The sequence below is a fragment of the Paenibacillus sp. FW126-R14 genome (assembly GCF_058789495.1).
The window spans coordinates 43,925-68,859 of the sequence record NZ_JBYTBS010000036.1 but is presented as its reverse complement, the minus strand read 5'-3'; the positions used below and the strand labels follow the sequence as shown (position 1 = coordinate 68,859).

General features: G+C 47.7%; 25 protein-coding genes and 1 riboswitch. Of the genes, 8 read left to right on the top strand and 17 right to left on the bottom strand.

From position 1 onward, the window contains the following. Positions 1-111: 111 nt before the first annotated feature. The 10 genes from AC3WRW_RS21180 to AC3WRW_RS21135 all read right to left on the bottom strand — a co-directional run bounded on the left by AC3WRW_RS21180 (position 112) and on the right by AC3WRW_RS21135 (position 9,538). The gene (locus AC3WRW_RS21180) at positions 112-1,134 is read right to left on the bottom strand and encodes an ATP-grasp domain-containing protein (protein ID WP_492548277.1); all 1,023 of its coding nucleotides are present in this window, start codon (positions 1,132-1,134) and stop codon (positions 112-114) included. Beyond that, positions 1,131-1,967 carry an HAD family hydrolase gene (locus AC3WRW_RS21175; protein WP_492548276.1) on the bottom strand — a complete coding sequence of 279 codons (837 nt, stop codon included), beginning with the start codon at positions 1,965-1,967 and terminating at the stop codon, positions 1,131-1,133. Before AC3WRW_RS21175 ends, AC3WRW_RS21180 begins: the two co-directional genes overlap by 4 nt. Next, positions 1,964-3,097 carry a cysteine protease StiP family protein gene (locus AC3WRW_RS21170; RefSeq protein WP_492548275.1) on the bottom strand — a complete coding sequence of 378 codons (1,134 nt, stop codon included), beginning with the start codon at positions 3,095-3,097 and terminating at the stop codon, positions 1,964-1,966. Before AC3WRW_RS21170 ends, AC3WRW_RS21175 begins: the two co-directional genes overlap by 4 nt. Beyond that, complete coding sequence (locus AC3WRW_RS21165) at positions 3,058-4,485, bottom strand: phosphoribosyltransferase family protein (protein WP_492548274.1); 1,428 nt, start codon at positions 4,483-4,485, stop codon at positions 3,058-3,060. Before AC3WRW_RS21165 ends, AC3WRW_RS21170 begins: the two co-directional genes overlap by 40 nt. Next, on the bottom strand, positions 4,430-5,533 hold the full coding sequence (locus tag AC3WRW_RS21160; protein WP_492548273.1) for an HpcH/HpaI aldolase/citrate lyase family protein: 1,104 nt from the start codon (positions 5,531-5,533) through the stop codon (positions 4,430-4,432). The genes AC3WRW_RS21165 and AC3WRW_RS21160 overlap by 56 nt, the downstream gene beginning before the upstream one ends. Positions 5,534-5,607: 74 nt before the next feature. Beyond that, the gene (locus AC3WRW_RS21155) at positions 5,608-6,351 is read right to left on the bottom strand and encodes a TerC family protein (RefSeq protein ID WP_492548272.1); all 744 of its coding nucleotides are present in this window, start codon (positions 6,349-6,351) and stop codon (positions 5,608-5,610) included. Positions 6,352-6,379: 28 nt separating this feature from the next. Beyond that, complete coding sequence (locus tag AC3WRW_RS21150; protein WP_492548271.1) at positions 6,380-7,624, bottom strand: TerD family protein; 1,245 nt, start codon at positions 7,622-7,624, stop codon at positions 6,380-6,382. Positions 7,625-7,709: 85 nt separating this feature from the next. Further along, on the bottom strand, positions 7,710-8,297 hold the full coding sequence (locus AC3WRW_RS21145) for a TerD family protein (protein WP_492548270.1): 588 nt from the start codon (positions 8,295-8,297) through the stop codon (positions 7,710-7,712). A 31-nt stretch (positions 8,298-8,328) separates the two neighbouring features. Beyond that, a complete protein-coding gene (locus AC3WRW_RS21140) occupies positions 8,329-8,910 on the bottom strand; it encodes a TerD family protein (protein WP_171682525.1) in 582 nt (193 codons plus the stop codon). Positions 8,911-8,938: 28 nt separating this feature from the next. After that, on the bottom strand, positions 8,939-9,538 hold the full coding sequence (locus AC3WRW_RS21135) for a TerD family protein (protein ID WP_492548269.1): 600 nt from the start codon (positions 9,536-9,538) through the stop codon (positions 8,939-8,941). 238 nt (positions 9,539-9,776) lie between these two features. On the opposite strand from AC3WRW_RS21135, the gene AC3WRW_RS21130 reads away from it, so the two are divergent. Genes AC3WRW_RS21130 through AC3WRW_RS21110 form a run of 5 tightly spaced genes read left to right on the top strand, consistent with a single transcriptional unit; the run spans position 9,777 to position 14,911 of the window. Further along, entirely contained in the window at positions 9,777-11,294 is a 1,518-nt protein-coding gene (locus tag AC3WRW_RS21130; RefSeq protein ID WP_492548268.1) for a spore germination protein, read from the top strand. Beyond that, complete coding sequence (locus AC3WRW_RS21125) at positions 11,291-12,379, top strand: GerAB/ArcD/ProY family transporter (protein WP_492548267.1); 1,089 nt, start codon at positions 11,291-11,293, stop codon at positions 12,377-12,379. The genes AC3WRW_RS21130 and AC3WRW_RS21125 overlap by 4 nt, the downstream gene beginning before the upstream one ends. Further along, a complete protein-coding gene (locus AC3WRW_RS21120; RefSeq protein WP_492548266.1) occupies positions 12,376-13,581 on the top strand; it encodes a Ger(x)C family spore germination protein in 1,206 nt (401 codons plus the stop codon). Before AC3WRW_RS21125 ends, AC3WRW_RS21120 begins: the two co-directional genes overlap by 4 nt. Before the next feature lie 6 nt (positions 13,582-13,587). Then, positions 13,588-13,815: a hypothetical protein gene (locus AC3WRW_RS21115; protein ID WP_492548265.1), complete on the top strand. Its 228-nt coding sequence runs from the start codon at positions 13,588-13,590 to the stop codon at positions 13,813-13,815. Positions 13,816-13,831: 16 nt separating this feature from the next. Next, on the top strand, positions 13,832-14,911 hold the full coding sequence (locus tag AC3WRW_RS21110; RefSeq protein WP_492548264.1) for a GerAB/ArcD/ProY family transporter: 1,080 nt from the start codon (positions 13,832-13,834) through the stop codon (positions 14,909-14,911). Between the two features lie 50 nt (positions 14,912-14,961). Here AC3WRW_RS21110 and AC3WRW_RS21105 read toward each other — a convergent pair whose 3' ends face one another. After that, positions 14,962-15,618 carry a CAP domain-containing protein gene (locus AC3WRW_RS21105; RefSeq protein WP_492548263.1) on the bottom strand — a complete coding sequence of 219 codons (657 nt, stop codon included), beginning with the start codon at positions 15,616-15,618 and terminating at the stop codon, positions 14,962-14,964. A gap of 7 nt (positions 15,619-15,625) precedes the next feature. Beyond that, positions 15,626-15,759, bottom strand: a riboswitch (cyclic di-AMP (ydaO/yuaA leader). 277 nt (positions 15,760-16,036) lie between these two features. Between AC3WRW_RS21105 and AC3WRW_RS21100 the strand changes: the two genes are divergently transcribed. Next, complete coding sequence (locus tag AC3WRW_RS21100) at positions 16,037-16,264, top strand: alpha/beta-type small acid-soluble spore protein (RefSeq protein WP_492548262.1); 228 nt, start codon at positions 16,037-16,039, stop codon at positions 16,262-16,264. 51 nt (positions 16,265-16,315) lie between these two features. On the opposite strand, the gene AC3WRW_RS21095 is transcribed toward AC3WRW_RS21100, so the two are convergent. After that, positions 16,316-17,152 carry an ATP-dependent DNA ligase gene (locus AC3WRW_RS21095; protein ID WP_492548287.1) on the bottom strand — a complete coding sequence of 279 codons (837 nt, stop codon included), beginning with the start codon at positions 17,150-17,152 and terminating at the stop codon, positions 16,316-16,318. A 199-nt stretch (positions 17,153-17,351) separates the two neighbouring features. Here AC3WRW_RS21095 and AC3WRW_RS21090 point away from each other — a divergent pair, with 199 nt between their 5' ends. After that, positions 17,352-17,522, top strand: a complete 171-nt coding sequence (locus AC3WRW_RS21090) for a hypothetical protein (RefSeq protein WP_492548261.1) — start codon at positions 17,352-17,354, stop codon at positions 17,520-17,522. Positions 17,523-17,545: 23 nt separating this feature from the next. On the opposite strand, the gene AC3WRW_RS21085 is transcribed toward AC3WRW_RS21090, so the two are convergent. Next, positions 17,546-17,857, bottom strand: coding sequence for a hypothetical protein (locus tag AC3WRW_RS21085; RefSeq protein ID WP_492548260.1), 312 nt, complete (start codon positions 17,855-17,857; stop codon positions 17,546-17,548). A gap of 454 nt (positions 17,858-18,311) precedes the next feature. On the opposite strand from AC3WRW_RS21085, the gene gdhA reads away from it, so the two are divergent. Next, the gene (gene gdhA / locus AC3WRW_RS21080; protein ID WP_492548259.1) at positions 18,312-19,682 is read left to right on the top strand and encodes an NADP-specific glutamate dehydrogenase; all 1,371 of its coding nucleotides are present in this window, start codon (positions 18,312-18,314) and stop codon (positions 19,680-19,682) included. Between the two features lie 83 nt (positions 19,683-19,765). Here gdhA and AC3WRW_RS21075 read toward each other — a convergent pair whose 3' ends face one another. The 4 genes from AC3WRW_RS21075 to mgtE (AC3WRW_RS21060) all read right to left on the bottom strand — a co-directional run bounded on the left by AC3WRW_RS21075 (position 19,766) and on the right by mgtE (AC3WRW_RS21060) (position 24,909). Then, positions 19,766-21,169, bottom strand: a complete 1,404-nt coding sequence (locus AC3WRW_RS21075; RefSeq protein ID WP_492548286.1) for an MATE family efflux transporter — start codon at positions 21,167-21,169, stop codon at positions 19,766-19,768. Positions 21,170-21,350: 181 nt separating this feature from the next. Next, positions 21,351-22,172, bottom strand: a complete 822-nt coding sequence (locus AC3WRW_RS21070) for an undecaprenyl-diphosphate phosphatase (protein ID WP_492548258.1) — start codon at positions 22,170-22,172, stop codon at positions 21,351-21,353. Positions 22,173-22,185: 13 nt separating this feature from the next. Beyond that, on the bottom strand, positions 22,186-23,523 hold the full coding sequence (gene mgtE / locus AC3WRW_RS21065) for a magnesium transporter (protein ID WP_492548257.1): 1,338 nt from the start codon (positions 23,521-23,523) through the stop codon (positions 22,186-22,188). Between the two features lie 18 nt (positions 23,524-23,541). Continuing rightward, positions 23,542-24,909 carry a magnesium transporter gene (gene mgtE, locus AC3WRW_RS21060; protein WP_492548256.1) on the bottom strand — a complete coding sequence of 456 codons (1,368 nt, stop codon included), beginning with the start codon at positions 24,907-24,909 and terminating at the stop codon, positions 23,542-23,544. Positions 24,910-24,935 lie beyond the last annotated feature (26 nt).

Sequence of the window (24,935 nt, the reverse complement as noted above, 5' to 3'; positions counted from 1 at the left end):
CGACGATGATTCCAAAGAGTATAATCCCGCTTATCATCATGCTGCGCACCTTCTTTGAATAGTTTGATCGCCTTATTCAAAGATATGACGGGCAGCTTATTTTATTCGCCTTTATTCGCCCAGGTTCATGATCATATATTTTTCGATATGACTGGCTAGCAGGCCGTATTTGGGCTCTTGGATGCCGACATGTTCGCCCAAAATCGACTTCACCGCTAAATAGGGGAAATTGATGCCGGATAAGCACGTGACATGCAGTCCGCCGGACATTCTCGGGTTAATTTCGAGCAATTTGGGAACGCCCTGATTGTACTTGACTTGAATATTGTAGTTAAAAGGAATCCGGTAAGCCGCAGCGATTTGATGCGCGATCTCGATCAGCTCGGGCACCTCTTCAAGCAGCCGCAGACGTCCGTCCGCTTTCCGGCGAGGTACGGCAGCAAGCAGCTCGCCCGATGCTGTTGCCAAGCAGTCTATGCTGTATTCATAGCCGCTAAGCAGTTCCATCACCATCAGGTCGTTAAACCGATTGACAGAAGACAGAGCCTGATAGGCCTGATCTTTCGATAGATAAGGGGTCACTGTTCCAAACAGATCCTGCAAGGCGTTGCGTTCGTTGCTAATGATTCGGAAGCCCACGCCGCCTTCGGCATTGGTCGGTTTCATACAGACTTGATGGCCTGCCTGCGTGAGCGCGTCATAGGCGTCCATGAATTGTTCCGCCGTGTTCACAACGTGATAGTCGGGAATGGCGACAATATTTTTATCCCGAATGGCTTCATAAAATTTCTGTTTCTCCAGCAAGTTCTCCAATAGCGCCAGATCGCGGCAAACGGTGACTTTGGTGCCTGCCTTTTCAAACGCCTCCACATGCTTGGCGATCGCATACATATGCAACCTTGGAATGAACACGTCAATGCCGTGCTTTTTACAAAAGTCCAGCGCGAACTCCACGTAGTCGTCATCGTTCAGCACAGGCTCCGTATCGGCAAAATCAGCCGCCTGCAGGGCCATGTGGCTGCGGTCCGGATGGGTCGCATACATTTTGAATTGTATGCCATCCTCGTTGTTGCGAATGCTGTTCATATAGTGATAAGCGACTGAAAACCAACGGTTAAACCATACTTTTTTCATGAGGACTCCTTTATCCTGAACGCAGGATTATGCTCGTTATGAACGGCCTGTACATAATCTATGATTTCATCTGTCGCAAAAATGCCCGATTCCTCCGTAAACGTATAGGCGCCCGTGCCCTGAAGCTGCTCCTGCCGGAACAACTCGCCATGCCGTGGAGCCAAGGAGTAATCAGCAAAGTCTAGCAAAATCTGATCCAATAGGGAGTCTCCCGATGCTACGATCTTCTCATCCCCGACGATCTGCTTTAGATGAGCGACGGCATCACGTTTATTAACGGCTTTAGGAACGATGTAGACCTTTCTCCCCTGAATGGATGTCGTCCAACCCAGACGCTGCAGCTCCTCGCTCAGCTCGCGCATTTCCTGCTGCGGGATCTTATCGCGCTCTACGATGTGAGAGAAAAACAAATCATCGCAGTAGGTGGAGGAAATCACCCAATCCGAATGAAGCACTTGATCCATCCGCTTCCGGACCTCTTCAACGTGGACGCTTGAGTCCTGCATGCGCGCTAGTATCTCCCTATGCCATTCAGGGTCGGGCTGCCCGTTAATGACAATATTTCCGCCATTGCTTGTAACGGCATAGGCAGGCTGCAGCATTTGGCTGATGAGATGAATGCGTTCATACTGTTTCAACGTTCGCGTTGTGACCGGTATGAAGGTAAGCTCCTTCATCAAGCTTTGGAGCCTGTGATAAGCATTTGCTGACATATAGGATCTCACTTTACCGTCAATGAGTTCGGCGATGAGAATCCGGCTGCCCAGCTCTGATGCGCGATCTTCAGGCTGCGAGTAAATCAGCGTCTGATCTAAGTCACTGGCAAATATCATTCGGCGTCTCCTTTCACAGACTTAATGATCCCGCAGCAGGAATACGTGAGCCCGGGGTACACTTCAACCGGCACTTCCCTAGCTTCAGCTAAATGTAGGATATGACGGATATTCGGGTTGTCCAACCTGTCGACCAGAATGCGCCAAGGCACTCTGCGGAGCAGCACGCGCGTAGTCTCGCCAACCCCTGGTTTAATAAGGTTGATGTCCGCAACGGCATATTCGTTCTGTATGGCTTGAATATCACGAAGCCCTTTCCAGGACATCGCAGGAGGCTGTTTGACGAAGCCAGCTGCATGCTGTCCCGCTTCTCCCGCAATTTCGGAGAAGAACGGGACGATGGCCGAAATAAAATGATTGGAGAGGTCCTGATCCAACCACTCTTTATAAAACTTGGAGCCATGAAAATCATGCGGCCCGATTAAATCCTCCCGCATGACCGTTCGGCTCATCAAGCCGGATACCGGCGCGTTCAGGCAGGCGCTCGGAATAAGGAAGTCCTCCCGCGTTCCGAACATTTCGGCGCATTGGCCGGGATCGGCAAGCACCGCCAAATCATCGCTCAGCTTAATGCCATAGTCCCGGTCCATTTTACTGCACGCTTCCGAAAGCACTTTCCGGATAGCTCCCTTGCCCGTCCAGCCGTCCACGAACTGAAGCTTGGCCTCGGGGTGCTTTTGGAGAATGTACATTAACGCATTTTCGTCGATGCCTTTCCCCCGGATAATTGAAATACTGTAATGGGGCATGTCGGTTTGATGGATCTCCAGCAGATAACGGCGAATGAGAATGCCCGCTGGCGTGCCTGCCCTGGCCAAAGAGACCAGAACCGTGTTCGCTCCTTTGTTGCTTCGAATAAGCTCTGCGGTCGTCCCGACAGCTAGGGCCACTTTCTTGGCCGACAGCCTCAGCGTTTCGTGATACAACGCCAGGTAGTCCGGTGAAGGCTGCTGCTCAACCGGCAGCATTTCTGAATAATGCGTGCCGGATTGAATCGCCCGCTCCCTGTCATCCGTTGATTGTTCAAGCGGGATCGCGCTTAAATCCTTCAACAAAAAAGTGACATCTGACGCCGGATAGCTGCCTAGCCCTACAGGCTTCTGGATAGGCCGGATTCGCCAATCTTCCATACTTCCCCCTCCTTCCATTCCACGGTTTGGGGCGAGAAGATAACGAGATGAATCCGCTGCACACCGCGCGTCTTGAGAATTTCGCATACCGGGAGCATGGAAGACGGATCAGCTTCTCTTTCCATAAAGAAATAAAGATCGTCATACACTCCTACCGGGATATTGTATAAGAAATGGGTGACCTCGGGATCTTCCGGCGAACGATACGGATAACCTGATTTCACCGCATAACCTTCCCGATCGATCGTATGGATAGGGCTTCTCGTCGTCGATTGATAGGAGACTCCTGCCCCCATTTCCGCTGCAATTCGCATAGGGATGTACATAAATTCTCCCGTACCTACACAAAGCGTATTTGCCCCTACACGTGTCTGCCTTAATTGCTGCGCCGTCTGCGTAATGGCTTTAGAGGATTGCTCCTCATCTTGAGGGGTTAGACCGAACCTGCCGCTGTGCAATAAATAGGGACGCTTGTCGGTAGTAGAATGGTGAATAAATAAGCGGTCCACGTAGATCACATTTACCGGGACGGTTGGATCGGCATCAGGAAGGGAAGGCACTCCCGGCGTTAAGCTTTCGGAAGAGCCGGAAACTTTCACTTCGCCTTTAACCAGGGAAAGCACATGAATGGAGATGTTTAATTCCTGCTCCAGCTTCTTGAACTGTTCCTGATCCGATTCCGTTCTCCAGTCCAGCAAAGCAAGGATGTAGTACTCCTTCTTCGGAAACTTTGCCTGCATATCTCGAATAATGTTCAATGAGGTTTTGCCTGTTGTAATTTCATCGTCAATGAGGACAACCGTTTCTGCGTTCGTGAATAGCTGTGGATCTTTGGCATAACAATAATGAGCGACTGCATGGGAGTGTTCCTCACTGAAATGAAGGATAGATTCCGATTCCTTAATGATTTCGCGTGTAGTATGAATATAATGGCAATTAGCTCTAAAAGTCTGGAAAACAGCATGCCCGATAGCCGTTGCCGTCTCAGCAAATCCAATAAACAGAATCGGTTGGGGAAGAGATAAGCGATGGGACATCACTTCATGATACGCTTCATAGGATTGGGAAGGATTAATAATTCCCTGCATAGCCAGCGATAATAAATGTCCAGGCATATTGCCTTGCAGCTTCTGCTGCAGCAATAGTCCCAGCGAAACCCCGCTCAATAATGACGTATACGGATTAACCGGAATATGCTTGCCTAGTACTTTACTTACAAAAAGAAACGAACGCTTCTTATTTATTCTTGCAGCCATTTCAAACAAGCGATCCAGTGGAATATCAAAGGGGTTGGAGGTGACATCGATTTGCAGTTCTAAGTCCCCTGCAATGTTATACGTACGCTCGGTCTTGGATGGATAATAACCCGAAATATTGTTGTTGTTCATGCAGCACCCCATAAATTTGTGATCGTAACATAATACGCCTTGCCCAGTTGAGATGAGGTTTGATTTCATTCATCTTATTGCCGTAGTGACTCTTGATTACGCCATAGTCGCCATTATTTTTGGCCATGATGCTGGTGGCGTCGACATATTCTTCATGGGTTACGGTATACAGAGACTGAACGGGTTTAATATGCGTAGGGTGAATGATCGTTTTGCCGATCAGGCCGTTCTCTTTGTCCATGATGACTTCGCGAATCAAGCCTTTTCTAGGGAAATATTCCCATACCGGACCCGAAATCACATAAGAGCTGTCCATGCGCCCAAATACATTAATAATATCGGACACGCAATCCCGAATTGGGGCAATATCATAAATGGTCATCTCCTGACTTCGTCTCAGCCCGTATAAACTGGAGAAATCGGTAGCGCCGATCCTGACGTTAAGAACCAAATCCTTATACTTCTCAACCATTTCCTTGATCGCTTGAAGCGATGGATAACGGAATTCTTTATAAATAATCGCTTCTGACTCCAAAATGGGAAGACCGTATAACGTCGGGGAAGCGGACGGCTTCTCATCATTATAATTTTCAAGAATTTGAAAATACGCCTCGCCGTTCTCCGCCGTAAATTTCGGGAAAACAAAGCCTGTCAGAAGGGCCACATTCTCCTCCAAGCGTTCGATCAAGTAATTTAGTTGGTTTGCGCTTCTCACTCGGACGAATAATAACGGTAAATTATCCGAACGAAGAATGCCAAGTTCGATGAATGCGGCAAGCTTGTTCATTTGATGGATCAGCGATTCTTCCGCGGCATGTACTTCATTCTCACCGACCGCATCTTCCAGATCCAAAATAGCGGAAACGAGGCCCTCAATTTTTCCAAAAGCAATATCTTCGGCAATTGTGGGGCGTGTGGCTGGCATATAAAGGGCGGCTCCAACCGAGGAAGCCAAAATTTCTTTGTCTGAATGATTGTCGAAGGAGGTGGGAGGCAAATAAAATAAAGCTTTTTCTTCATCCGGCGTTACATAGTTAAAGTATCTCAAGTGAGATTCCTCCCTCTTCGGAATAAACAATCCCTCCATAGGGGAGGGATTGACTTTGTTTCATTTTGTATGAATTAACTCGCAGATTTGGATTTATTTTTATTGCGCAGCAGGCTGAGAACAATCGTCCCGCCGAATAATGCGATGATCACGGAGAAGAAGAGAACATGGGAGATATGGAAGCCAAAAGCGCCTGCGATCATCTTCAGACCGATAACGATAATAAGAATGAACGCCGTTTTTTCCAATTCAGGAATTTTGTCAATCAGTTTCAAGAAGACTTGAGCCACGCCTCTCATCATGAGTACGCCCAGGATACCTCCAAGGAACAGTACCCAAACTTTCTCACTGACGCCAAACGCTGCAAGCACGCTGTCTACGCTGAATGCAATATCCATTACTTCTACTGCCAAAACCGTTCGCCAGAAGGAAAGACCTTTATTTTTAACTTCGCCATTCTCATCTTCTTCATGTTTCTTGAGGAAGAGATTGCTGATCGCGATCCAGAGAAGATAAGCACCGCCAAGTACTTTAATCCATGTAATTTGAACTAAGAAAGTACCCACGCCAATCGCTACGAATCTAAAAATGTAGGCACCGAGCAGTCCGTAAAATAACGCTTTTTTCTGCTGGTCTTTAGGTAGATGCTTAACCATAACGGCTAGTACCAGCGCATTATCGGCAGATAGCAATCCTTCCAAAATCACAAGCGTACCGATGATTCCCCAGTTGACGGGATCCGTTAGCGTTTCCGAGAGGACCTCCCAGCTAAAAAAACTAATAAAATTATTTAGAAAACTTTGAAAAAAATCCGACATGCCTTGACCCTCCTGTAATTGTCCCTAATTATTTACTGCCAGCAACCCATTTCATGCCCCATCCGAATGCTTCATCCAGCTGTCTATGACCGGAGAAGTACTGGACAAGCCGTTCGATGCTGAACGTTTCGTTATTCTGATTACGAATAAGAGCTATAGCACACATGCCTTGACGATTGTCATGCTCGTTCAATTTCACCTCGATATCGGGTCCGCCATCCTGTTTAATGGACACAACGCCATCGGCCTCAGACCAAGTTGTGGCTCCCTCGTAGATGAACGTGAAGACGAGAATTCGCTCGAATTCTGAAAGCTTATTCCCGTTAATCCGGATATTTTCTCCTGTCTTCACAGAGCCTGTCCGATCATCGCCGTCTAAAGCAATATAGGGTGCGCTGCTCAAAGAACCGAAACGGTTGCCAAGCGCCTGAACAACGCCTTTCTCGCCGTTCTTTAATTCATACAGGCATGCCAGATCCAGATCGATGCTTTTGCTTTTCCCGAAAAATCCGGTACCGATCTTCTGATTCCAATTCAGATTGATCAATATTTCCCCGAGCCGGCCTGGCGGCTTCTTCTCTAAAGAAATGCGATCGCCCTTCTTCTTCAACTCAATCTTATTTAAATTGATCGGAGCCGAAGGGATGACCGGAGGTTTACTCGCTTCCGGAGGCGGCGTGATCTTTGGCAGCGGTTTCGGCTCAGGACTGCCCGCAGGCTCATCCTGAACCTCGATCCCAAAATTACCGCACAGCGCCTTGAGACCGCCGGAGAAGCCGGAACCGACCGCGCTGAACTTCCACTCGCCGCCATATCTATATAATTCTCCAACAACAATAGCTGTCTCAACGGAGAAATGATTTCCCAGTTCATATCGCAGCATATCTTGCCCAGAGCCCGGATGAAAAATCCGTATATACGCCTGATTCACTTGGCTGAATTGCTGCTTAAGCTTCTCACCCTCATAGATGGTGAGCGTTATGGCAATCTTCTCAACACGTGCCGGCACGCTCGAAAGCTGCACCGTAAACTGCTTCGTATCTCTCCCTGCAGAGGGTTGATTGATGAAAGTCACGCCGCTTTGGACGGGGTTGTTGTAAAATACCAGCTGCTCGTCATTCTCGACTTTCCCATTGGCGCCTAACAAAAATGCGGATGTATCCAGATCCAGATTCGCTGGCGCATTCCATCCGAGTCCAATACCGATCTGGGCTAGTCCCGGATTTGTCTTTGTCACATCGGCCTTCTGGCCTTTGACCAGTGATATATGCATGGGGCAGTCCCTGTCCCTTCCGTCATTCATGATTGAAGGGTGGTGCCTTGATGCCTTGCTTGCACCACCCCAATGTATTCATTTTTTACTGAGCGTCAAGTCCGTAATTTTTGCAGAGCGCTTGAAGACCACCCTGGAATCCGCTGCCAACCGCTTGGAACTTCCATTCCTGCCCCTGGCTGTCCCGGTACAGCTCGCAAATGACAACCGCCGTTTCAACCGAGAAATCCTCACCTAAATCATAGCGCAATATTTCACGGTCGGTGACCTCATCGACGAGGCGGACGAATGCGTTGGAAACTTGTCCGAAATTTTGATTGCGGCTAACCGCATCATGAATCGTAACGGCAATCCCGATACGTTGAATATGCGCAGGAATTTTCGAGAAATCGACCTTGATTTGCTCGTCGTCTCCGTCGCCGTCTCCCGTCCGGTTATCTCCCGTGTGCTGCACCGAACCGTTCGCTCCAACCAAGTTATTATAAAAAATGAAATCCTCAATGCCCTTGGCCTTATTGTCTGCATGAAGCATAAATGCGGAAGCATCCAAATCAAAAGAATGACCGCCGGAGTATTTGTTGGTATCCCAACCTAATCCGATAATCGCTTTTGCTAATCCGGGATTAGATTTGGTTAAGTCAATCCTTTGACCTTTGGACAAGCTGATTGTCATATCTACAACTCCTTAGTGTATATTTCAACGCTTAGTTTGTTTGTAAGCCGTAATCGCGCGCTAGTCCTGCAAGACCGTCTTTGTAGCCGCTGCCGATAGCGCTGAATTTCCATTCTCCGTTGTTGCGGTACAATTCGCCGATCACAACGCCGGTTTCGATGGAGAAGTCTTCGCCAAGATCGTAACGGATCAATTCAGCGCCTGTGCTTTCGTTAAGAATACGAACGTATGCATTGGACACTTGACCGAAGTTTTGGCTTCTTGTATCCGCTTCATGGATAGTGATGCAGAAAGCGATTTTCTCTGTTTCAGCCGGGATTGCGCTCAGATCCACGCTAACTTGCTCGTCATCTCCGTCTCCTGCGCCTGTACGGTTGTCGCCGTGATGAACAACGGAACCATTCGCATTCTTCGGATTGTTATAGAAAATGAAATCGGATTCGGAACTTACTTTGCCGGATGCATTCGCGCAGAAAACGGAAGCGTCCAGGTCGAAGTCTTTGCCGCCATCATATTTGTTCGTGTCCCAACCTACGCCAACTACGACTTTCGTTAAGCCTGGGTTTGTTTTAGTCAGATCTACTTTTTGACCTTTAGATAATGAAATTGCCATGAGTAATGACCTCGCTTTATATAATGGATTATGTGTAGCGCTTAACCAATTGACCGATCGTCGTATCGGAATAGCCTTCGCCAATCGCATTGAATTTCCATTCGCCGCTGTGGCGATACATTTCACCGACGATCAGGGAAGTTCTGCCGGCATAGTTATCCGTTAAATTAAACTTAACCAACTCTTGGTTATTGGAATCATTCACAATTCGAATATAGGCGGATTGAATGAGACCGAAATCCTGCTTTCTATTGACACAATCGTAGATATTTACGACAAAAACGATTTTACTGACATCCGCCGGCACTTGATTCAAGTTAACCGAGATTTGCTCATCGTCGCCATCGCCTTCACCTGTACGGTTATCTCCGGAGTGAACGACTGAACCATCGGGACTTTGCAAATTCGCGAAGTACACGACATTTTTCTCTTTTGTCAATTTACCGTTAGCATCCAATAAAATAACAGAAGCGTCGCAGTCAATCTCCACCGTTGTTTTCTTCGTTCCGAAAAAGCCCTTCTTCTCAATCACGGCAGGATCCCAGCCAAGACCTACAACGACCTTGGAAAGACCGGCATTTCCTTTTGTTAAATCGATTTTCTGACCTTTGACCAAACTGATAGTCAATCAGGCCACCTCCCTTCAGGGCTTGTTTTGATGAACACTCACTACTTTGATACGGACGAGTGCCCATCGCGTTTCACATGTTTCGATTAATTTTTTATGTTCGCTACATATTTTTACTACCAAGTACAATTTTATCCAAAATCCGCTAAAAGGTAAATAAAATCATTCCCAGGAAAATTGGTTTAGCAACTGGCTTAATTGGACAAACAGATAATTATCACATCTAAGGAGCGTTCTTATGGATGCAAGTTTGTCGAATTCATCGGAAGCTGTTTCCTCCTCACTCGATTATAACCTGCGGGCGCTGCAGATTATTTATAATAAATGTAAAGACGTTATCTTTCATGGCTTCATTATCGGAGAAACGACGGGAGCATTCGTCATTTATATCGAAGGAATGGTCAATCTGCAAGCATTGGAACGAAGCGTTCTGACCCCTTTATTGCGCGAATCCGTCGAAACATGGAACGATACGGAAAAAGAATTGGCATCGATCATTTCCATTTCGGACGTCAAGGAAATCTCGACAATTTCAGACATGATCGCCCATCTCTCCAAAGGAAATGTCGGACTTTTTATCGACGGACTGCCTGTCGGATATTCGCTCGGCCTTCCGCAGTGGGAGAAGAGAGCGATCGAAGAGCCCTCGGCGGAATCCGTCATTCGCGGACCGCGCGAAGGATTTACAGAAACCATGTCGGTGAACACAGCCATGCTTCGCCGGAAAATTAAGAGTCCCTCGTTAAAAATGGTGTCATACACCGTAGGAAGACATACACAAACAGAAGTCATGATTGCTTACATGGAAGGCATCGCCAATAAGACGCTCATTGAGGAGGTTGAAAAGCGGATCACGGAGATCGAGATCGACGGGATTCTGGAAAGCGGGTATATCGAGGGCTTGATTGAAGATCATCCGTTTTCGCCTTTTCCGCAAATTCAAGTGACGGAACGCCCGGATGTTGTTTGCGCCGCACTGTTGGAAGGACGCGCCTCCATCTTAGTGGACGGGACACCGTTTGTCCTGATTGCACCGGCAACGCTGTTTACTTTTTTGCAATCGCCTGAAGACTATTATCAAAGATTTATTATTGGCACCCTCATCCGGTGGCTGCGCTATTTGTTTTTTTTCATTACCCTTTTACTCCCCTCTTTGTATGTGGCTATTTTGACTTTTCATCAAGAGATGGTTCCGACGTCGCTGCTGCTCAGCATCGCCAAATCCAGAGAAGACATTCCGTTTCCCGCACTGGTTGAAGCACTTCTAATGGAAATTTCTTTCGAAGCGCTCCGCGAAGCCGGCGTCCGGCTCCCGAAACAGGTCGGCGCAGCCGTTAGCATCGTGGGCGCGCTCGTCATCGGACAAGCCGCCACGTCAGCGGGCCTGGTATCGGCTCCGATGGTCATGGTGGTAGCCATCACAGGCATTGCCTCCTTTATGATGCCGCAATATTCCACAGGCATTGCACTGCGCATGCTCCGGTTCCCGATCATGTTTTTATCGGGGATGCTGGGGCTGTTGGGACTTATGCTTGGGTTCCTTGCCATCGTGATCCACCTATCCTCACTGCGGTCGCTTGGCGTACCTTACCTGCAGCCGATAGCGCCTTTTAAAAGGAAAGAATTGAAAGATGTGCTCGTTCGCGCTCCGATCTGGGCGATGCGCACCCGCCCTAAGTTTACCGGAAGGATGAATCGAACAAGGCAGCCTTCCGGACAGAAACCAGAACCGCCCAAAGGGGATGAACGCTCATGATGGAAAAAGGAAAAATATCCCCGCTTCAACTGGCTCTCCTCATGCACCCGACCATCGTGGCGACAGCCGCTTTATCGGTTCCGTCCCTCACCATGAAAGCCGCCGGCATCGATATGTGGATGACGCCTTTGCTTGCCTCGTTGGCAGGTCTTCTAACCGTCGTTGTCATGTACCGCCTCTATACAAAATTTCCGGGTCTGACCTTTATCCAATATACCGAGTCGATTCTGGGCGCGTACGCGGGGAAAGCTCTCTCCGGCTTTTTCATCGTGTCCTTTATTTTTACGAATGGACTCATTCTGCGTGAATACGGGGAGTTCGTGATCGGCAGCTTTCTTCAAGAAACACCGATGGCTCTCGTCATTTTTTGTATGGTCGCTGTATGCGCTTATGCCTTGTATGAGGGAATTGAAGTGCTCGCGAGAGTGTCGCAAATCCTTGTCCCTCCGGCTTTGTTCATTATATTTATGATGGTCGTTTTGATGATTCCCGATCTTCGTCCCAAGGAAATGTTTCCGATCCTGGGAGATGGCCTGCTTCCGCCGCTCATGGGGTCCATTGTGCCCTCTTCTTGGTTTACTCAGTTTTTTTTGATTTCGTTTCTTTTTCCTGTTCTGAGCAAAAGACAGCATACGCTGCAATGGTGTTTCATCAGCGTCGTCATCGTGATGATCACTTTGCTCTTGATCAACCTGACCATCTTATTCATGTTCGGACCGCTTACCGTCCAATTTAATTACCCTTTTCTCAATGCTGTACGTTACATTTCCATCGCTGACTTTCTGGAGCATGTGGAATCGCTGCTTATGGCCATCTGGATCATCGGAATGTTCATCAAAGTGGCTTTGGTGTACTATGCCATTGTCCTTGGAACGGCCCAACTGCTCGGCCTGCCTGATTACCGGCCTCTCATCATCCCGGTAGGCTTTCTCATCTCTCTGTTCAGCTTTTGGGTATCCCCAAACTTCGAGGAGCTGATGCACGCTTTAGGCACCACGATCCCTTTTTTGGCTCTGATCACGCAGCTCGGCATTCCGGCTGTGCTTCTAATGGTTGCTGCTCTCAGGAAGGGGCAGCCCGGATGAAAGCTATGATCAAGCTGGCTTTAGCTTCCAGTCTCCTCCCTATGCTTTTGACAGGCTGCTGGGACCGGACGGAAGTCAACGATTTGGCGCTCATCACAGGCGCGGCCATTGATAAATATGACGATAAGTCGATCGAATTGACACTGCAGATTTTCATTCCGCGTGGGCCCGGCGGCGGAGGAGGGGGATTAGAAAGCAGCAACAAGGGGGGAAGCCTTCAAACCTCCCTCGTCAAATCCGCGATTGGCGTCAATATTGCTGACGCGGTATCCAAGCTCCAAGAGAAGATGCCCCGCAAAATTTTCTGGGGACACACGGAAATTATTATTTTCGGAGAAGCTGTCGCCCGGAGAGGCATTCGAGAGGATATCGATTATTTGTTGAGAGCGCCTCAGCCGAGGGAACGGGCATTTATGTATGTTTGCAAAGGAAGCGCGCGGCAAATCCTCGAAATGAACACAAGGATAGAGCGCAACTCCTCAGAGATCATGAGGGAGATTGGCAAGAGTAAAATTATTCTTAGTGTCACATTGACGGACCTGGCCCAAATGCTGATGAATCAATCCGGCGCCGCCGCGCTGCCTTTTATTGAAGTCTTGCAGCCGGATTCCGCTAATAATCGCGATAAAACCGAAAGCTTCGTTAATAAAACGGCTGTGTTTAAAGATGATAAAATGGTCGGCAGCATCGATGATCCAACCTCGCGGGGGCTTCTCTGGCTAAGAAATGAAATTAAAACAGCGGTCGTCACCGTGACGCCCGCCGGCACCAGCGGAAATGTCTCCCTTCGGCTGCTGAAGAGCGAAACGAAGCTGAAACCGCTGATCGAGAACGGCAAGCTGAAGATGAATGTCTGGATTCATACGGAAGACGATGCGCTGCAAAATACGACCGGGCTGGATCTCATCTCCGATTCCAAAGCCGTTGAAGCCGTAGAATCAGCCATGAATGATGACATTGAGCAGCGGGCTGGAGATGCTTTACGCATGGTGCAGCATGTCTTGAAGGCGGATATTCTGGATTTCGCAGGAGAATTTCACCGCGCCTACCCGCAAGAATGGAGAAACATGCAGGAGAACTGGAACGATATTTTCCCGAGCGTTGAGGTGACTGTACATTCTGACGCCAAGATGCTGCGTCCCGGGTTGTCCAGCATCAAATCCTCGAAAGCGGAAGAGGAGACCAGAAAGAAAGAGGAATAGACGAAAATGACACCCAAGGATATTCCGGTATACATGGCGGCATGCCTGCTCATCACGCTATTTCAGTGGTTCCGGTTGAAAACAGTATCGAACAAGGAGCGTGCGGCTTATCTGTCTATTTTGGCCCTATGTTGGATTCTGGCCGTCTCCTTAGTTTTGAATCCTGGCTTGCCGGGCCCGACACAATTGGTGAATGTTATTCTCAAGCCGCTGGGTAATCTCTTAGATCATTAAAGGAGCTTTGGTAAACATGCGGATCGGCGGAAAACAACTATTCTGGATGATACTGACGATGCAGCTCGGCATGACCCTTTTGCTAACCATTAATCCAGCCATCCTGGCAGCGAAGCAGGACGCTTGGCTCTCGACCGCTTGCGCAACCGGGATAGGCGTATTCATCGCGTTTGTTTGCTCACGCTTAAGCTTGCTTTACCCTAGGCAAACGCTGATTGATTTTTGCAGAAGCTTGTTTGGCCGATACGTTGGGTATCTGGTCATTTTTGTTTATTTACTCATATGGTACAGCGTGCTTGCGATCATACTTAGGCAATATTCGGAGCTCATTGCCGCGACAATTTTGCCGAAAACACCTATCCTTATCCCGATCCTGGGCATGCTCCTTGTTGCCGTTTATGTGACCTTCTTAGGCATAGAGGCGATTGCCAGATGCTGTGAGATCTTAGGGCCTTTCACCTTGCTTGGCATTGCGATTCCGCTTTTGCTCAGCCTAAAAAATATCCATATCCACAACATCCTCCCCATTTACGTGGACTCCGGCGCTTTAACGATCTTGAAAGGAGCGCTGCCGACCGCAACGTTTCTTGGGGATTGCATCCTACTTCTCGTCGTCATGGGCTTCGTTGCGAAGCCCAAAACCGGGGTGAAGCCAGCTTTATTCGGCGTAGCCTCAGCGGGTTTGTTAACCAGCGTTTCGACCTTCCTGATCGTTTCCATCTTCGGACACCTCTCTGCTTCAGGCCAAACCTATCCCTATTTCAATTTGGTTCGTTATATTTCCTTTTTCGACTTTTTCCAAAACTTGGACTCCTTTGTTATCGCCATTTGGATCATCAGCGTTTTCACGAAAGTCTCGCTCTACTTGTTCGTCTGTACGTATGGAACCGCTCAAGTGTTCGGCCTTCATAAATGGCGGCGAATGCTGTTGTTCGTCGCGCCGGTATCGGTGCTGCTTGCCTTGATTCCGCGGGATTTCATCGATAGTTCGGTGTTTTTCCCACAAAAAATTGGAATCCCTATCATGTTCCCTCTTCATATAATCAGCCTGCCGCTGCTGATGTGGGGTATCGCGAAGTGGAAACAACATAAATAAAGCCCTTAGCGTTCCCATCCGGGAAGTCTAAGGGCTGCAAATGAATCAAATTAGTTGCTGATAAACTCTTGTACCCATTCGCCGTTATAATAGGCAACACCGATCTTGGTGTAGTTCGGGCTAAGAATATTTTGACGGTGACCTGAGCTGTTCATCCACGCGTCCATAACGGCTTGAGGCGTAGGTTGACCTTTGGCAATATTCTCGCCGGCATAGGAATAACGGATGCCATAAGAGCTCATCATATCAAAAGGAGAGCCGTAAGTCGGCGACGTATGATCGAAGTAGCCGTTATTGTACATATCTTTCGCCTTGTCCAACGCCATGGCTGTCAGCGCGCTATCGCTCGTCAGCGCTTTAAGCCCTGCTTTTGCCCGTTCCTGGTTAACTAAAGTAACGACTTGGCTGGCGTAGGCCGATTGCGATGGCGCCGTCTGAGATGGCGCGGACGGTGCAGGCGCTTGGTAACCGCCGTTAGTGCCAGGAATGTTCAGCTTCATCCCTGACCAGATCACGTTTGGATTGGTAACCTGAGGATTTGCTTGAATTAGCGATGTGAGGCTCACGCCATACTTCTTAGAGATTAACCACATAGTATCATTGCCTGACACTGTATATGTTGCCGATGCGGCCATGGCAGCACTTGTGCCCATAAGGACGCTCAGTCCGATAGCGCCGGTAACCACTAGCTTTTTGTAACGTTTCATTGAATAAATCTCTCCTTTTTGCGGCCTGCGAGGTTAGCTGTCGGATTCGGGTCAAAGAGTAATCACCCGGCCGCTTCATGCGGCTTCACCCCAAAGAGTGGGTCCCCCGTGCCTCCAAAGAGGCTTCGGCCTTCTGAGTTTTTTGATCCTGTGAAGGTTCTAACCGATTGTAACACGTGAACATGCTGAAAACATGGCTCAAATTTTTCCAACCCTTATGGAATGCAAATGAAAGCGGATACAATCCAGAGATGCCGAACGTCCCCTTCAGCGACTTGCAACTGTTTATACTGCTGCAGGTGCGGACCCTTTCGGTTCCGGTATTGAGACTGCTACCGGAAAAAAATTTCCAATACGTATGCATAAAAAACCAGAACTTCCACAAAATACTCATACACCAAATAAAGGAGTGAATCAAATGTCTAGCAGTAGAAGCAGCAATTCCTTAGTCGTACAACAAGCAAGATCAGCTCTTGAGCAAATGAAATACGAAGTCGCTCAGGAACTAGGTATTCAGATTCCTCAGGACGGTTATTACGGTTACATGGCTACTCGTGATACCGGAGCAATCGGCGGACACATTACGAGACGACTGGTTCAAATCGCCGAACAGCAGCTAAGCGGCAGCACCAATTTCCGACGTTAAAAGGCAAAAAGACTGAGTCACCACTTCCTCCATGGTGATCCAGTCTTTTTTTCATATCTGCCTGACGAAATCCATAAAAACCGGCGAACGGAGTCTTCCGCTTTTCGTCCAGTTTCGCGTTTTAATTTTGGCCATCAGCCGCGGTTCCATATAAGCAAAATGGTTGTCTTCTTTGAAAACCAAGCGCTGTTTGACACCATCCAACGCCATTTGATGCATAGACGTTACGCCTGTTTCAATCACGCCAACGGGGATTTTCGATCCGTCCGCCGAATCAATCGAGGCTAGTAAAGCAAAATTATTTTTCCGGTAGCCCGAAATGTACACATCCGCATACGTCCAGTTGATCACCTTCTGCCACTGTTTGGAACGTTTATTGACTTCGTACTTGAAAGTCTCTTTCTTCGATTTCAGGACGATGCCTTCAAGCCCGCGCTGGCGGATTTGCTCAAAATAATCAACGGCTTTGCCTTCATACACCTGCACTTTTTTATAATTGGCATTTTCAATAAAAGCTTGATCCAACAGTTCCTTACGTTTAAGCAAGGATAATCCGGTGACATCAATTCCCTTGTATTTTAAAATATCAAATGCATAAAATATAACAGGCGTCTTGTCTGTCGGCGATAAAAATCTGGCTGACATCGCTTCAAAATCCGGCTTCCCTTGATCGTCCAAAATAACCAATTCACCGTCTAAAATCGTTCCTTCAGGCAGCGGACACTGGAACAACTCCGGAAATTTATGAGTAACCAGCAATTTGTCTTTCGTATATACATATAGCTTATCCATATTTGAAAGAATACATCTAAGACCATCTAATTTAATTTCTGCCACAAGATGTTTACTATTATAAGGTCTATTATCTTTGGCGTCATGCAGAAGCATAGGAGCAATGAACATGTATAATCACCCTACGTTAGATCATACTGCACAGTGCTCTGTCTGCCTATAGGGACTTCGAGGAAATCGCGACCCGCGTGTTCCATTTTCGACAAAACAAGTGAAAACATCCCTCTATAAAGTGACAACCAAATGGATAAAGCCCATTTATAATGGAAGTAGATGAATGGGAGGGATGTTCGACATGGACAAGCAATTTATCAAGCGATTGCACACGCTGAATCGTCGCGACGAACTGAGATCAATGCTGCTCATTGAAGGGATTAAACTCACTCTCAAACGGAAAAAGGAGAGGGGGTTTCTCTACCGATTTTTGAACAGAAAGAAACCCGCCGTCGCTAAAGGTTGGAACTGAAAACCAAAATCATCATTACGCCATTAGGTTAGATTTACGAATAGAAAGAATCCACCCAGAGGCAATACCCATAATAGCGGGATGCAGTTCCAGATGAGCGCAGCCTTATGTCTCCTGCGGGAGAACATCACCCAGCCTGCGATGAGCGCAGTCAGCAAGCCTGCCGGATAAAGCACGATGGCCAGGAAAATAAGCCATGTCGTTACTTTGCCAGTGGAATCCGGGGAGTCGAACATCATCACGGACATGCCTGCGATAAACAGCCACAAGAGAACGAACAAGATGTACACGAGCTGCGATAAAATTAATGTCCACAACGTTGCTTTACGGTTCATAGATTTTGCCTCAATTCTAATTGGTATAATTCTATTAAATAGAAAGTCCAACTTGCGTGTCAATACTAAAAATGCCTAATTTTAGGTCAATTTGCTCAAATAGCGCCCTGCCGTTTTCTCAAGCCTAAGCGATGAGACACGGCAAAGCGCACAAGGGGCTGTTCCGAAGTATTCTACTTCCGGGACAGCCCCCTTCTATTTTCAACCGTAGCCTAGCGTCATCTTGTTGTCATGTCTTTGTCTACTTGTGCGCTGAATTTTGTAAATATGCACGAAAACATTTGGACAGTCCTCTTAAGGCATGTCATTTTACATCTTACCCAATGAACGCTTGTTTAACCTATCCAAGTAAGCTTACATGACATGTAAATTTTGATTGCTCAATGGCTTCGGATCATGTAAAACTATAATATTAACTATTTTACTATATTAGATTGAGAAGGCGGATGAGACTGTGATAGTTCAAGTAGACAATGAGACAGTTGCAAGAGAATATGTACACAACGTATATGAAACTGTAGTCAAACGAAATCCTTTTGAGAATGAGTTCCATCAAGCTGTGAAGGAAATACTGGAGTCTCTGATTCCCATCCTGTCCAAGCATCCAAAGTACATGAAACACGGTATTCTTGAGCGTATCGTGGAGCCGGAGCGTTTGATCACTTTCCGCGTGCCGTGGGTAGACGACCAAGGGGTTACACAAGTAAATCGTGGTTTCCGCGTTCAATTTAACGGTGCAATCGGACCTTACAAAGGCGGCTTGCGCTTCCATCCCTCCGTTAACGCCAGCATTATTAAATTCCTTGGCTTTGAACAAACCTTCAAAAACTCCCTTACCGGCCAGCCGATCGGCGGCGGAAAAGGCGGCTCCGATTTCGATCCTAAAGGCAAGTCCGATAATGAAATCATGCGTTTTACCCAAAGCTTCATGACAGAGCTTTACAAATATATTGGTCAAGACACCGACGTTCCCGCAGGCGATATTGGCGTAGGCGCCCGTGAAATCGGCTATATGTTCGGTCAATATAAGAGAATTCGCGGTGCTTACGAGGCAGGCGTACTGACAGGCAAAGGGATCATCTACGGCGGTAGCTTAGCGCGTACTGAAGCGACAGGATACGGGTGTGTTTACTTTGTAAACGAAATGCTGCAATCCAAAGGTCTTAGCTTCGACGGCAGCACGGTAGTCGTTTCCGGCTCAGGCAACGTGGCTATCTACTCCATGCAAAAAGCAACGCAATTAGGCGCCACAGTCGTTGCTTGCAGCGACTCCAATGGCTACATATATGATAAAAAAGGAATCTGTCTGGATACCGTCAGACGGTTGAAGGAAGTTGAAAGAAAGAGAATCAGCGAGTATGTCAAAGAGCATCCGACGGCAACTTATCATGAGGGCTGTAACGGCATCTGGTCCATCCCATGCGACATTGCTCTTCCAAGCGCAACACAAAATGAAATTGATGAAGAATCCGCTAGAATCCTTGTCAGCAACGGCGTACAAGCAGTTGGCGAAGGCGCGAATATGCCATCTACTTTGGAAGCGATTGATGTGTTCCTGCAAGCAGGCGTGCTCTTTGGGCCGGCCAAAGCTGCGAATGCTGGCGGTGTTGCCGTATCAGCGCTGGAAATGTCACAAAACAGCATGAGATATTCCTGGCAGTTCCATGAAGTGGACGACAAGCTTCATGCGATTATGAAAAATATTTACAGAAGCGCCGTCCAAGCGGCTGAAGAATACGGTCACCCAGGCAATCTGGTTGTGGGCGCCAATATTGCAGGCTTCAAAAAAGTGGCGGATGCCATGATCGCACAAGGCGTTATTTAATAAACCGCAATGATCGAATTGAAATACAAACAAGCGTCTTCGTTCCGGTTCGCCGGATCAAAGACGCTTGTTTTATTCCACGTTTATTTTCCGCTTGCGGGATCTATCAGGCGGTGCTTGTACCACCGGTCCCCGCGATAGCGCCACAGGAAGATGGCACCTCGCACGCCCCACTCCAATTGCATGGCTGCCCACACCCCGAGCACCCCGTAGTTTAGCGTGATGCCAAACACATAGCCGAGCACGACCCGGAACAGCCACATGGTCAGCATGGAAGCGATGGAGGTGAACCGGGAATCCCCCGCTGCCCGCAGAGCGCCCGGCAGCAGAAAGCTGACCGGCCATAGCGGGATTTGGGCCAGCAGGTTGACCACCATGATGAGATACAGCTCATCCATGATTTCGGCCGGCGGGCGGAACATACTGACCAGCGGCTTAAAGAACGGGAGCAAAATAAGCCCCGTCACCACCAGAGAGCCCGATGCCAGCCACAGAAACGATTTCGTAAACTTGCGGGCATCCTGAATATTACGTCTCCCTATACATTGCCCTACGACCGTGACAAGCGCTGTAGACAGGGCGAGGGCAGGGATTTGCAAGAACATCGCGAACACGGAACTAATAGCGTTAGTTGCTATAGCATAAGTGCCTAAACTAACGATGTAGATTTGGGTTAGCATTTTGCCCCCGTTAAAAAATAGCTGCTCCGAGGCAAACGGCAGCCCGATGAACATAATTTTCTTGAACATCGCCATGTTCCAGTCCAGCAAATCCTTAAGCTGGATTCGCAGGCTGGTATCCAACCGAAGAAGATAGAACAAGGCGCAAGCCGCAGCCAAATAACGTGAAATATTCACAGACACGCTCAGCCCCATGACACCCATCTTCAGGAAGTGGACGAATAAGATGTTCAGCAGTACGTAGGAGAGGTTCATGACCAAGGACAACCCTAATGTCACTCTAGTCTTGCCAATGCCTCTCAGCGCCCCGCTGACGGCCTCCTTAAACGCAATCCCAAGATAAGATAGCCCGCTTCCGACCAAGTAGGTGCCGGCGTGAGAGAATACCTCCGGCTCGGCCGTTCCGAAGAGAAATTTCAGGATCGGATGATAAAACAAGAGGACAACCAGGCTGAGCGCCAATGCAGCCAAAGTCACGGCCGTAAGCGAGGTTGCCGCTGCCTTGGATACCATCTTGTCATTTCCGCTTCCCTTGTACTGTGCCACCACCACCGTGCCCCCGGTCGCCAAAGCGACAAAGACGTTAATCAGGAACAGATTGAGCGAATCCACCATACTGACTGCGGAGATCGCCGCCACTCCCGACGAACTGATCATGGCCGTGTTCACCAAGCTTAAACCGACAAGAAAAGCCTGATCGATAAGTATCGGAAGAAACAGCGCTATGACCTGCCGGTAATCGATAGACTCTCCCGATAAATATTTGTTCAAAACCGTGTGGCATCGATCCTTCATACGATTCAGCATCATTAAAAGTCACTTCCCGTCCAAAAGCATCCGAAGTCGCTGCAACATACTTACTGTATCATAGAATGAGAGGTTTTAGTTTACAAATGGTTTAAAAACATCCCTTTTGCCATATGATCGAACTCCAAAATAAAAAAATCCCGACTAGGCTTTCAGCCACATCGAGACGATCTTCATAATATCAAAAGGCATATAGGGATAAAAGAATGATTGCACCAACGATCCAACAATAGTAGGCAAAAGGCCTCATAGCTTGAAACTCATGTTTCTTAAACCATTTCATTAGGGCCCAGACGGCAAGTAAAGCAAATATGCCCGACAACACTCCGCCAATCAAGGACATGCCTAATAGTCCCTCCATACCGTGCTTCAGTTTCGGAACTTCCAAAATACTTGCTCCCACGATAACCGGCGTGGCCAAAAGCATCGAAAAACGCGCAGCGGCTTCGTGCCTCAGTCCCATCCAAAAACCGGCAATCATACTCGACCCGGATCTTGAAAAGCCCGGAACTAGAGCTAACGATTGAAACAAACCGATAACAAAAGCTTGTCCTATTTTAAGATCTTCAACTTCTTTGGTTCCCTTCCCGGAAGCCTTTTCTCCAACATACAGAAGGATACCATTAACAATAAGAAAAATAGCGGCACTGGTCACACTGCTGAACAGATGCCTTAATGACTTTTCCAAAAGTACGCCAATGATTGCCGCCGGCACGGTTCCCGCTATAACAAGCAAAAGAATTTTTCTGGACTGTGACCGCCCGCCTGAGAATAAGGAACGCAGCATATTGACCCAATCGCGACTGAAAAACAGAAGCAGTGCGATAGCTGTTCCCAAATGCAGCATGACAACATAGGGCAAGAAATGCTCCTTGAGAAATTGCGGATCCAGGTTCCAATGAAAGACGTAAGGAGTTAAAACACCATGCGCTACGCTGCTTACGGGAAACAGTTCTGTAATGCCTTGGATAATGGCAAAAATAACGGTTTGAAGAAAATCCATGCTAGTTCTCCTTCTATAAATGTAGTATGATTTTGGCAATTGTGAAATATATGATAAGACCCGTACCATCCACTAATGTGGTGATAAATGGGCCGGAGATGACGGCAGGATCGGCTTTTAATTTATGCAAAATCAAGGGGAGAACGGCTGCGACAAAGGATGCCCAGAGAACGATCGTCAAAGACGTAATGCCCACAACAAGTCCAATGTTCCACTCAACCCCAAGGAACCAAGCCCGGGCGCAAGCAATGAGTGAAATGGAAGCCCCCGTCATGAGACCTGTCGTGACTTCCTTCCTGATCACTTTAAGAATGTCACGGAATTGCACTTCTCCGACCGCCAGCGCCCGTACAAGCGTAGACACCGTTTGCGTCCCCGTATTCCCACCCGTACCGATGAGCAGCGGAATGAAGAAGGCCAGCGCAATAACCTCAGACAGCGTTTCCTCGTAATGTCTCAGAACAGTACCGGTATAGGCTTCGGCGATAAATAAAACCAACAGCCAAACGATTCTTTTTCTATACAGCTGAAAAACGGAAGATTTGAAGTACGTATCTGTTAATGGCTGGCTGCCGCCCAGCTTTTGAATATCCTCCGTCGCTTCTTCATGGATAACATCAATTAAATCGTCGACTGTGATGACGCCAACTAAGCGGTTTTGCTCATCAATCACGGGAAGAGCGACCAAATCGTAACGCGATAGCAATTCGGCTGCAGCTTCTTGTTCCATGGAGGCAGGCACATAAATGACATCTTTCGTTACAATTTCCGCTATTTCGGTCATGGGTTCCGCCAGAATGAGTTCCTTCAAAGAGACAACGCCCAGAAGCTCCCCTTTATGACCCGTCACATAAACGTAGGAAGTGATCTCTGCTTTATGTCCGATTTTACGGATATGCGTCAGCGTTTGTTCGATTGTCCACCAGCTGCGGGCAGCAATATAATCGACCGTTGCTAAGCTGCCCGCGGTGTCTTCGGGGAAGGTCATCAGCGTTTGAATCTTTTTTCGATAGTTTTCAGGGAGGTGGTTTAAGAGTTTTTCCGCTTGATAACGGTGTATCGCGAGCATCATATCCGCCACTACATCGCTTGACATCATATTTAACACTTGCGAAGATTTGCTCTCTTCAAAATGATTTAAAATTCGGTACTGCACGATAGGGTCCAAATACTCCAAAATCTCAGCGGATAATTTCGGAGGCACTCTCTCCATCAATTTGAATTGATCCGCTTTTTCGAGTTTTTCAACGCCGTTCGCCAGGTCAAAAGGTCTGAACAATTCAACATAGGTGATCAAGGAATTGTCATCGGAATCCATGAGTTTACTTTTCAATTCTTCGAGCTGAATCATGCAGATGTACTCCTTCGGTTAGGATGATGCTAACGGAATAAGAAGGGCCGCAACTCCGTAATAAACAAAAAGTGCCAATATATCGTTTATTGTTGTGACCACAGGTCCGGAGGCAACGGCAGGATCAACTTTGAGCCGTTCCACGATTAATGGCAGAGCCGCTCCAGTTATCGTTCCGAATAAAATAGAGATGGACAAGGCCATGCCGACGATCACGCCAAACAACGGCACCGAATCAAACAAGAAGACGGCGAATACGGAGGCGACAAGTCCGCACACGATTCCCGTCATAACTCCCACACCCGCTTCCTTTGCAAGCAAATGCCATCTGTCCTTGCTCTTCAATGGACTCTTTGTCATTTTTCTAATTACAATAGATAAGGACTGAATGCCGCTATTCCCGGACATACCGAGAATGACAGGAATGAAAAGAGCTAACAGCGCAAACTGCTCCAGCGATGCAATAAAGGGGGACATGAGCCTCGCCATAACAAAGCCCGCTGCCGTTAGTCCGATGAGCCAAGGCAATCGTTGGCTAACGGATCTAAACGTATCGGAGGATAGAATGACCCCTCTTTTGAGCCCGGCTATATGATGAAAATGCTGCCCCATTCTCTCTTCCAACAACTCGAGAACCTCATCCACCGTAATGAAGCCAATCATGACCCCTCGCTCATCCGTAACAGGCAGCACATGGAGGTTGTATTTTTTCATCATCTCCGCAGCCTCAGTCTGTGCAGCATAATCATTGATGGAGAACAATTTTCTGTTCATCAGCATGCTCATCTCCGTGTCCAAAGGAGCACGCAAAAGATCATGCATCGACACGCTGCCAATCAAATGAAGGTCATAGTCCGTAACAAAAAGATAATAGAAATGATTCTCTTCCTTGGATTGACGTAAACGCTCCAGTACTTCTGCTACGGTATCTATTAAATGAACCGCACAAAAACCCGTGTTGATCATCGCGCCCACCGCACTAGCCGGGTACTTCATGAGCAGTTCCACTTTATTCCTCGCTCTAGGCTCCATAATGTCAAGAAGCGATTTCGCTTTTCGCTCCGAGATGCCTGTTAAGAAAGCCGCAGCTTCTTTCGATTGCATGGAATTGAGCAATTCCGAAACATAGTCTGCTTCAAGACCTGTCACAATAAGCCTTCGTTCTTCCATTCCCAATTCCTGAAACAATCCGGCAAACTCATGCGGCTGTAAGTACTCAAGCACTTTCTGGCGGTTCCTTTCATCAAGTCCCAGAAAAAAGAGCGCTTGGTCTGCTGCATGCAAACCTATAAAAACTGAATGAAACTGTTGACTATGTTCTCTTGTTAAAGACAATGTAAGAAGACGGATTGTGTCTTCGTTATATGCACTCATCTTGAAATTCATTTCATTCCCTCCGTCTAATGCCATAA

Bases quoted from the DNA above. Each gene is read 5' to 3' on its own strand.
- AC3WRW_RS21125 (WP_492548267.1), top strand. From the start codon at position 11,291: ATGATGGAAAAAGGAAAAATATCCCCGCTTCAACTGGCTCTCCTCATG.
- AC3WRW_RS21095 (WP_492548287.1), bottom strand. From the start codon at position 17,152: ATGCTTCTGCATGACGCCAAAGATAATAGACCTTATAATAGTAAACAT.
- AC3WRW_RS21105 (WP_492548263.1), bottom strand. From the start codon at position 15,618: ATGAAACGTTACAAAAAGCTAGTGGTTACCGGCGCTATCGGACTGAGC.
- mgtE (WP_492548256.1), bottom strand. From the start codon at position 24,909: ATGAATTTCAAGATGAGTGCATATAACGAAGACACAATCCGTCTTCTT.
- AC3WRW_RS21090 (WP_492548261.1), top strand. From the start codon at position 17,352: ATGGACAAGCAATTTATCAAGCGATTGCACACGCTGAATCGTCGCGAC.
- AC3WRW_RS21140 (WP_171682525.1), bottom strand. From the start codon at position 8,910: ATGGCAATTTCATTATCTAAAGGTCAAAAAGTAGATCTGACTAAAACA.
- AC3WRW_RS21070 (WP_492548258.1), bottom strand. From the start codon at position 22,172: ATGGATTTTCTTCAAACCGTTATTTTTGCCATTATCCAAGGCATTACA.
- AC3WRW_RS21115 (WP_492548265.1), top strand. From the start codon at position 13,588: ATGACACCCAAGGATATTCCGGTATACATGGCGGCATGCCTGCTCATC.
- mgtE (WP_492548257.1), bottom strand. From the start codon at position 23,523: ATGATTCAGCTCGAAGAATTGAAAAGTAAACTCATGGATTCCGATGAC.
- AC3WRW_RS21170 (WP_492548275.1), bottom strand. From the start codon at position 3,097: ATGGAAGATTGGCGAATCCGGCCTATCCAGAAGCCTGTAGGGCTAGGC.
- AC3WRW_RS21165 (WP_492548274.1), bottom strand. From the start codon at position 4,485: ATGAACAACAACAATATTTCGGGTTATTATCCATCCAAGACCGAGCGT.
- AC3WRW_RS21100 (WP_492548262.1), top strand. From the start codon at position 16,037: ATGTCTAGCAGTAGAAGCAGCAATTCCTTAGTCGTACAACAAGCAAGA.
- AC3WRW_RS21180 (WP_492548277.1), bottom strand. From the start codon at position 1,134: ATGAAAAAAGTATGGTTTAACCGTTGGTTTTCAGTCGCTTATCACTAT.
- AC3WRW_RS21155 (WP_492548272.1), bottom strand. From the start codon at position 6,351: ATGTCGGATTTTTTTCAAAGTTTTCTAAATAATTTTATTAGTTTTTTT.
- AC3WRW_RS21130 (WP_492548268.1), top strand. From the start codon at position 9,777: ATGGATGCAAGTTTGTCGAATTCATCGGAAGCTGTTTCCTCCTCACTC.
- AC3WRW_RS21075 (WP_492548286.1), bottom strand. From the start codon at position 21,169: ATGCTGAATCGTATGAAGGATCGATGCCACACGGTTTTGAACAAATAT.
- AC3WRW_RS21120 (WP_492548266.1), top strand. From the start codon at position 12,376: ATGAAAGCTATGATCAAGCTGGCTTTAGCTTCCAGTCTCCTCCCTATG.
- AC3WRW_RS21085 (WP_492548260.1), bottom strand. From the start codon at position 17,857: ATGAACCGTAAAGCAACGTTGTGGACATTAATTTTATCGCAGCTCGTG.
- AC3WRW_RS21150 (WP_492548271.1), bottom strand. From the start codon at position 7,624: ATGCATATATCACTGGTCAAAGGCCAGAAGGCCGATGTGACAAAGACA.
- AC3WRW_RS21145 (WP_492548270.1), bottom strand. From the start codon at position 8,297: ATGACAATCAGCTTGTCCAAAGGTCAAAGGATTGACTTAACCAAATCT.
- AC3WRW_RS21175 (WP_492548276.1), bottom strand. From the start codon at position 1,967: ATGATATTTGCCAGTGACTTAGATCAGACGCTGATTTACTCGCAGCCT.
- AC3WRW_RS21110 (WP_492548264.1), top strand. From the start codon at position 13,832: ATGCGGATCGGCGGAAAACAACTATTCTGGATGATACTGACGATGCAG.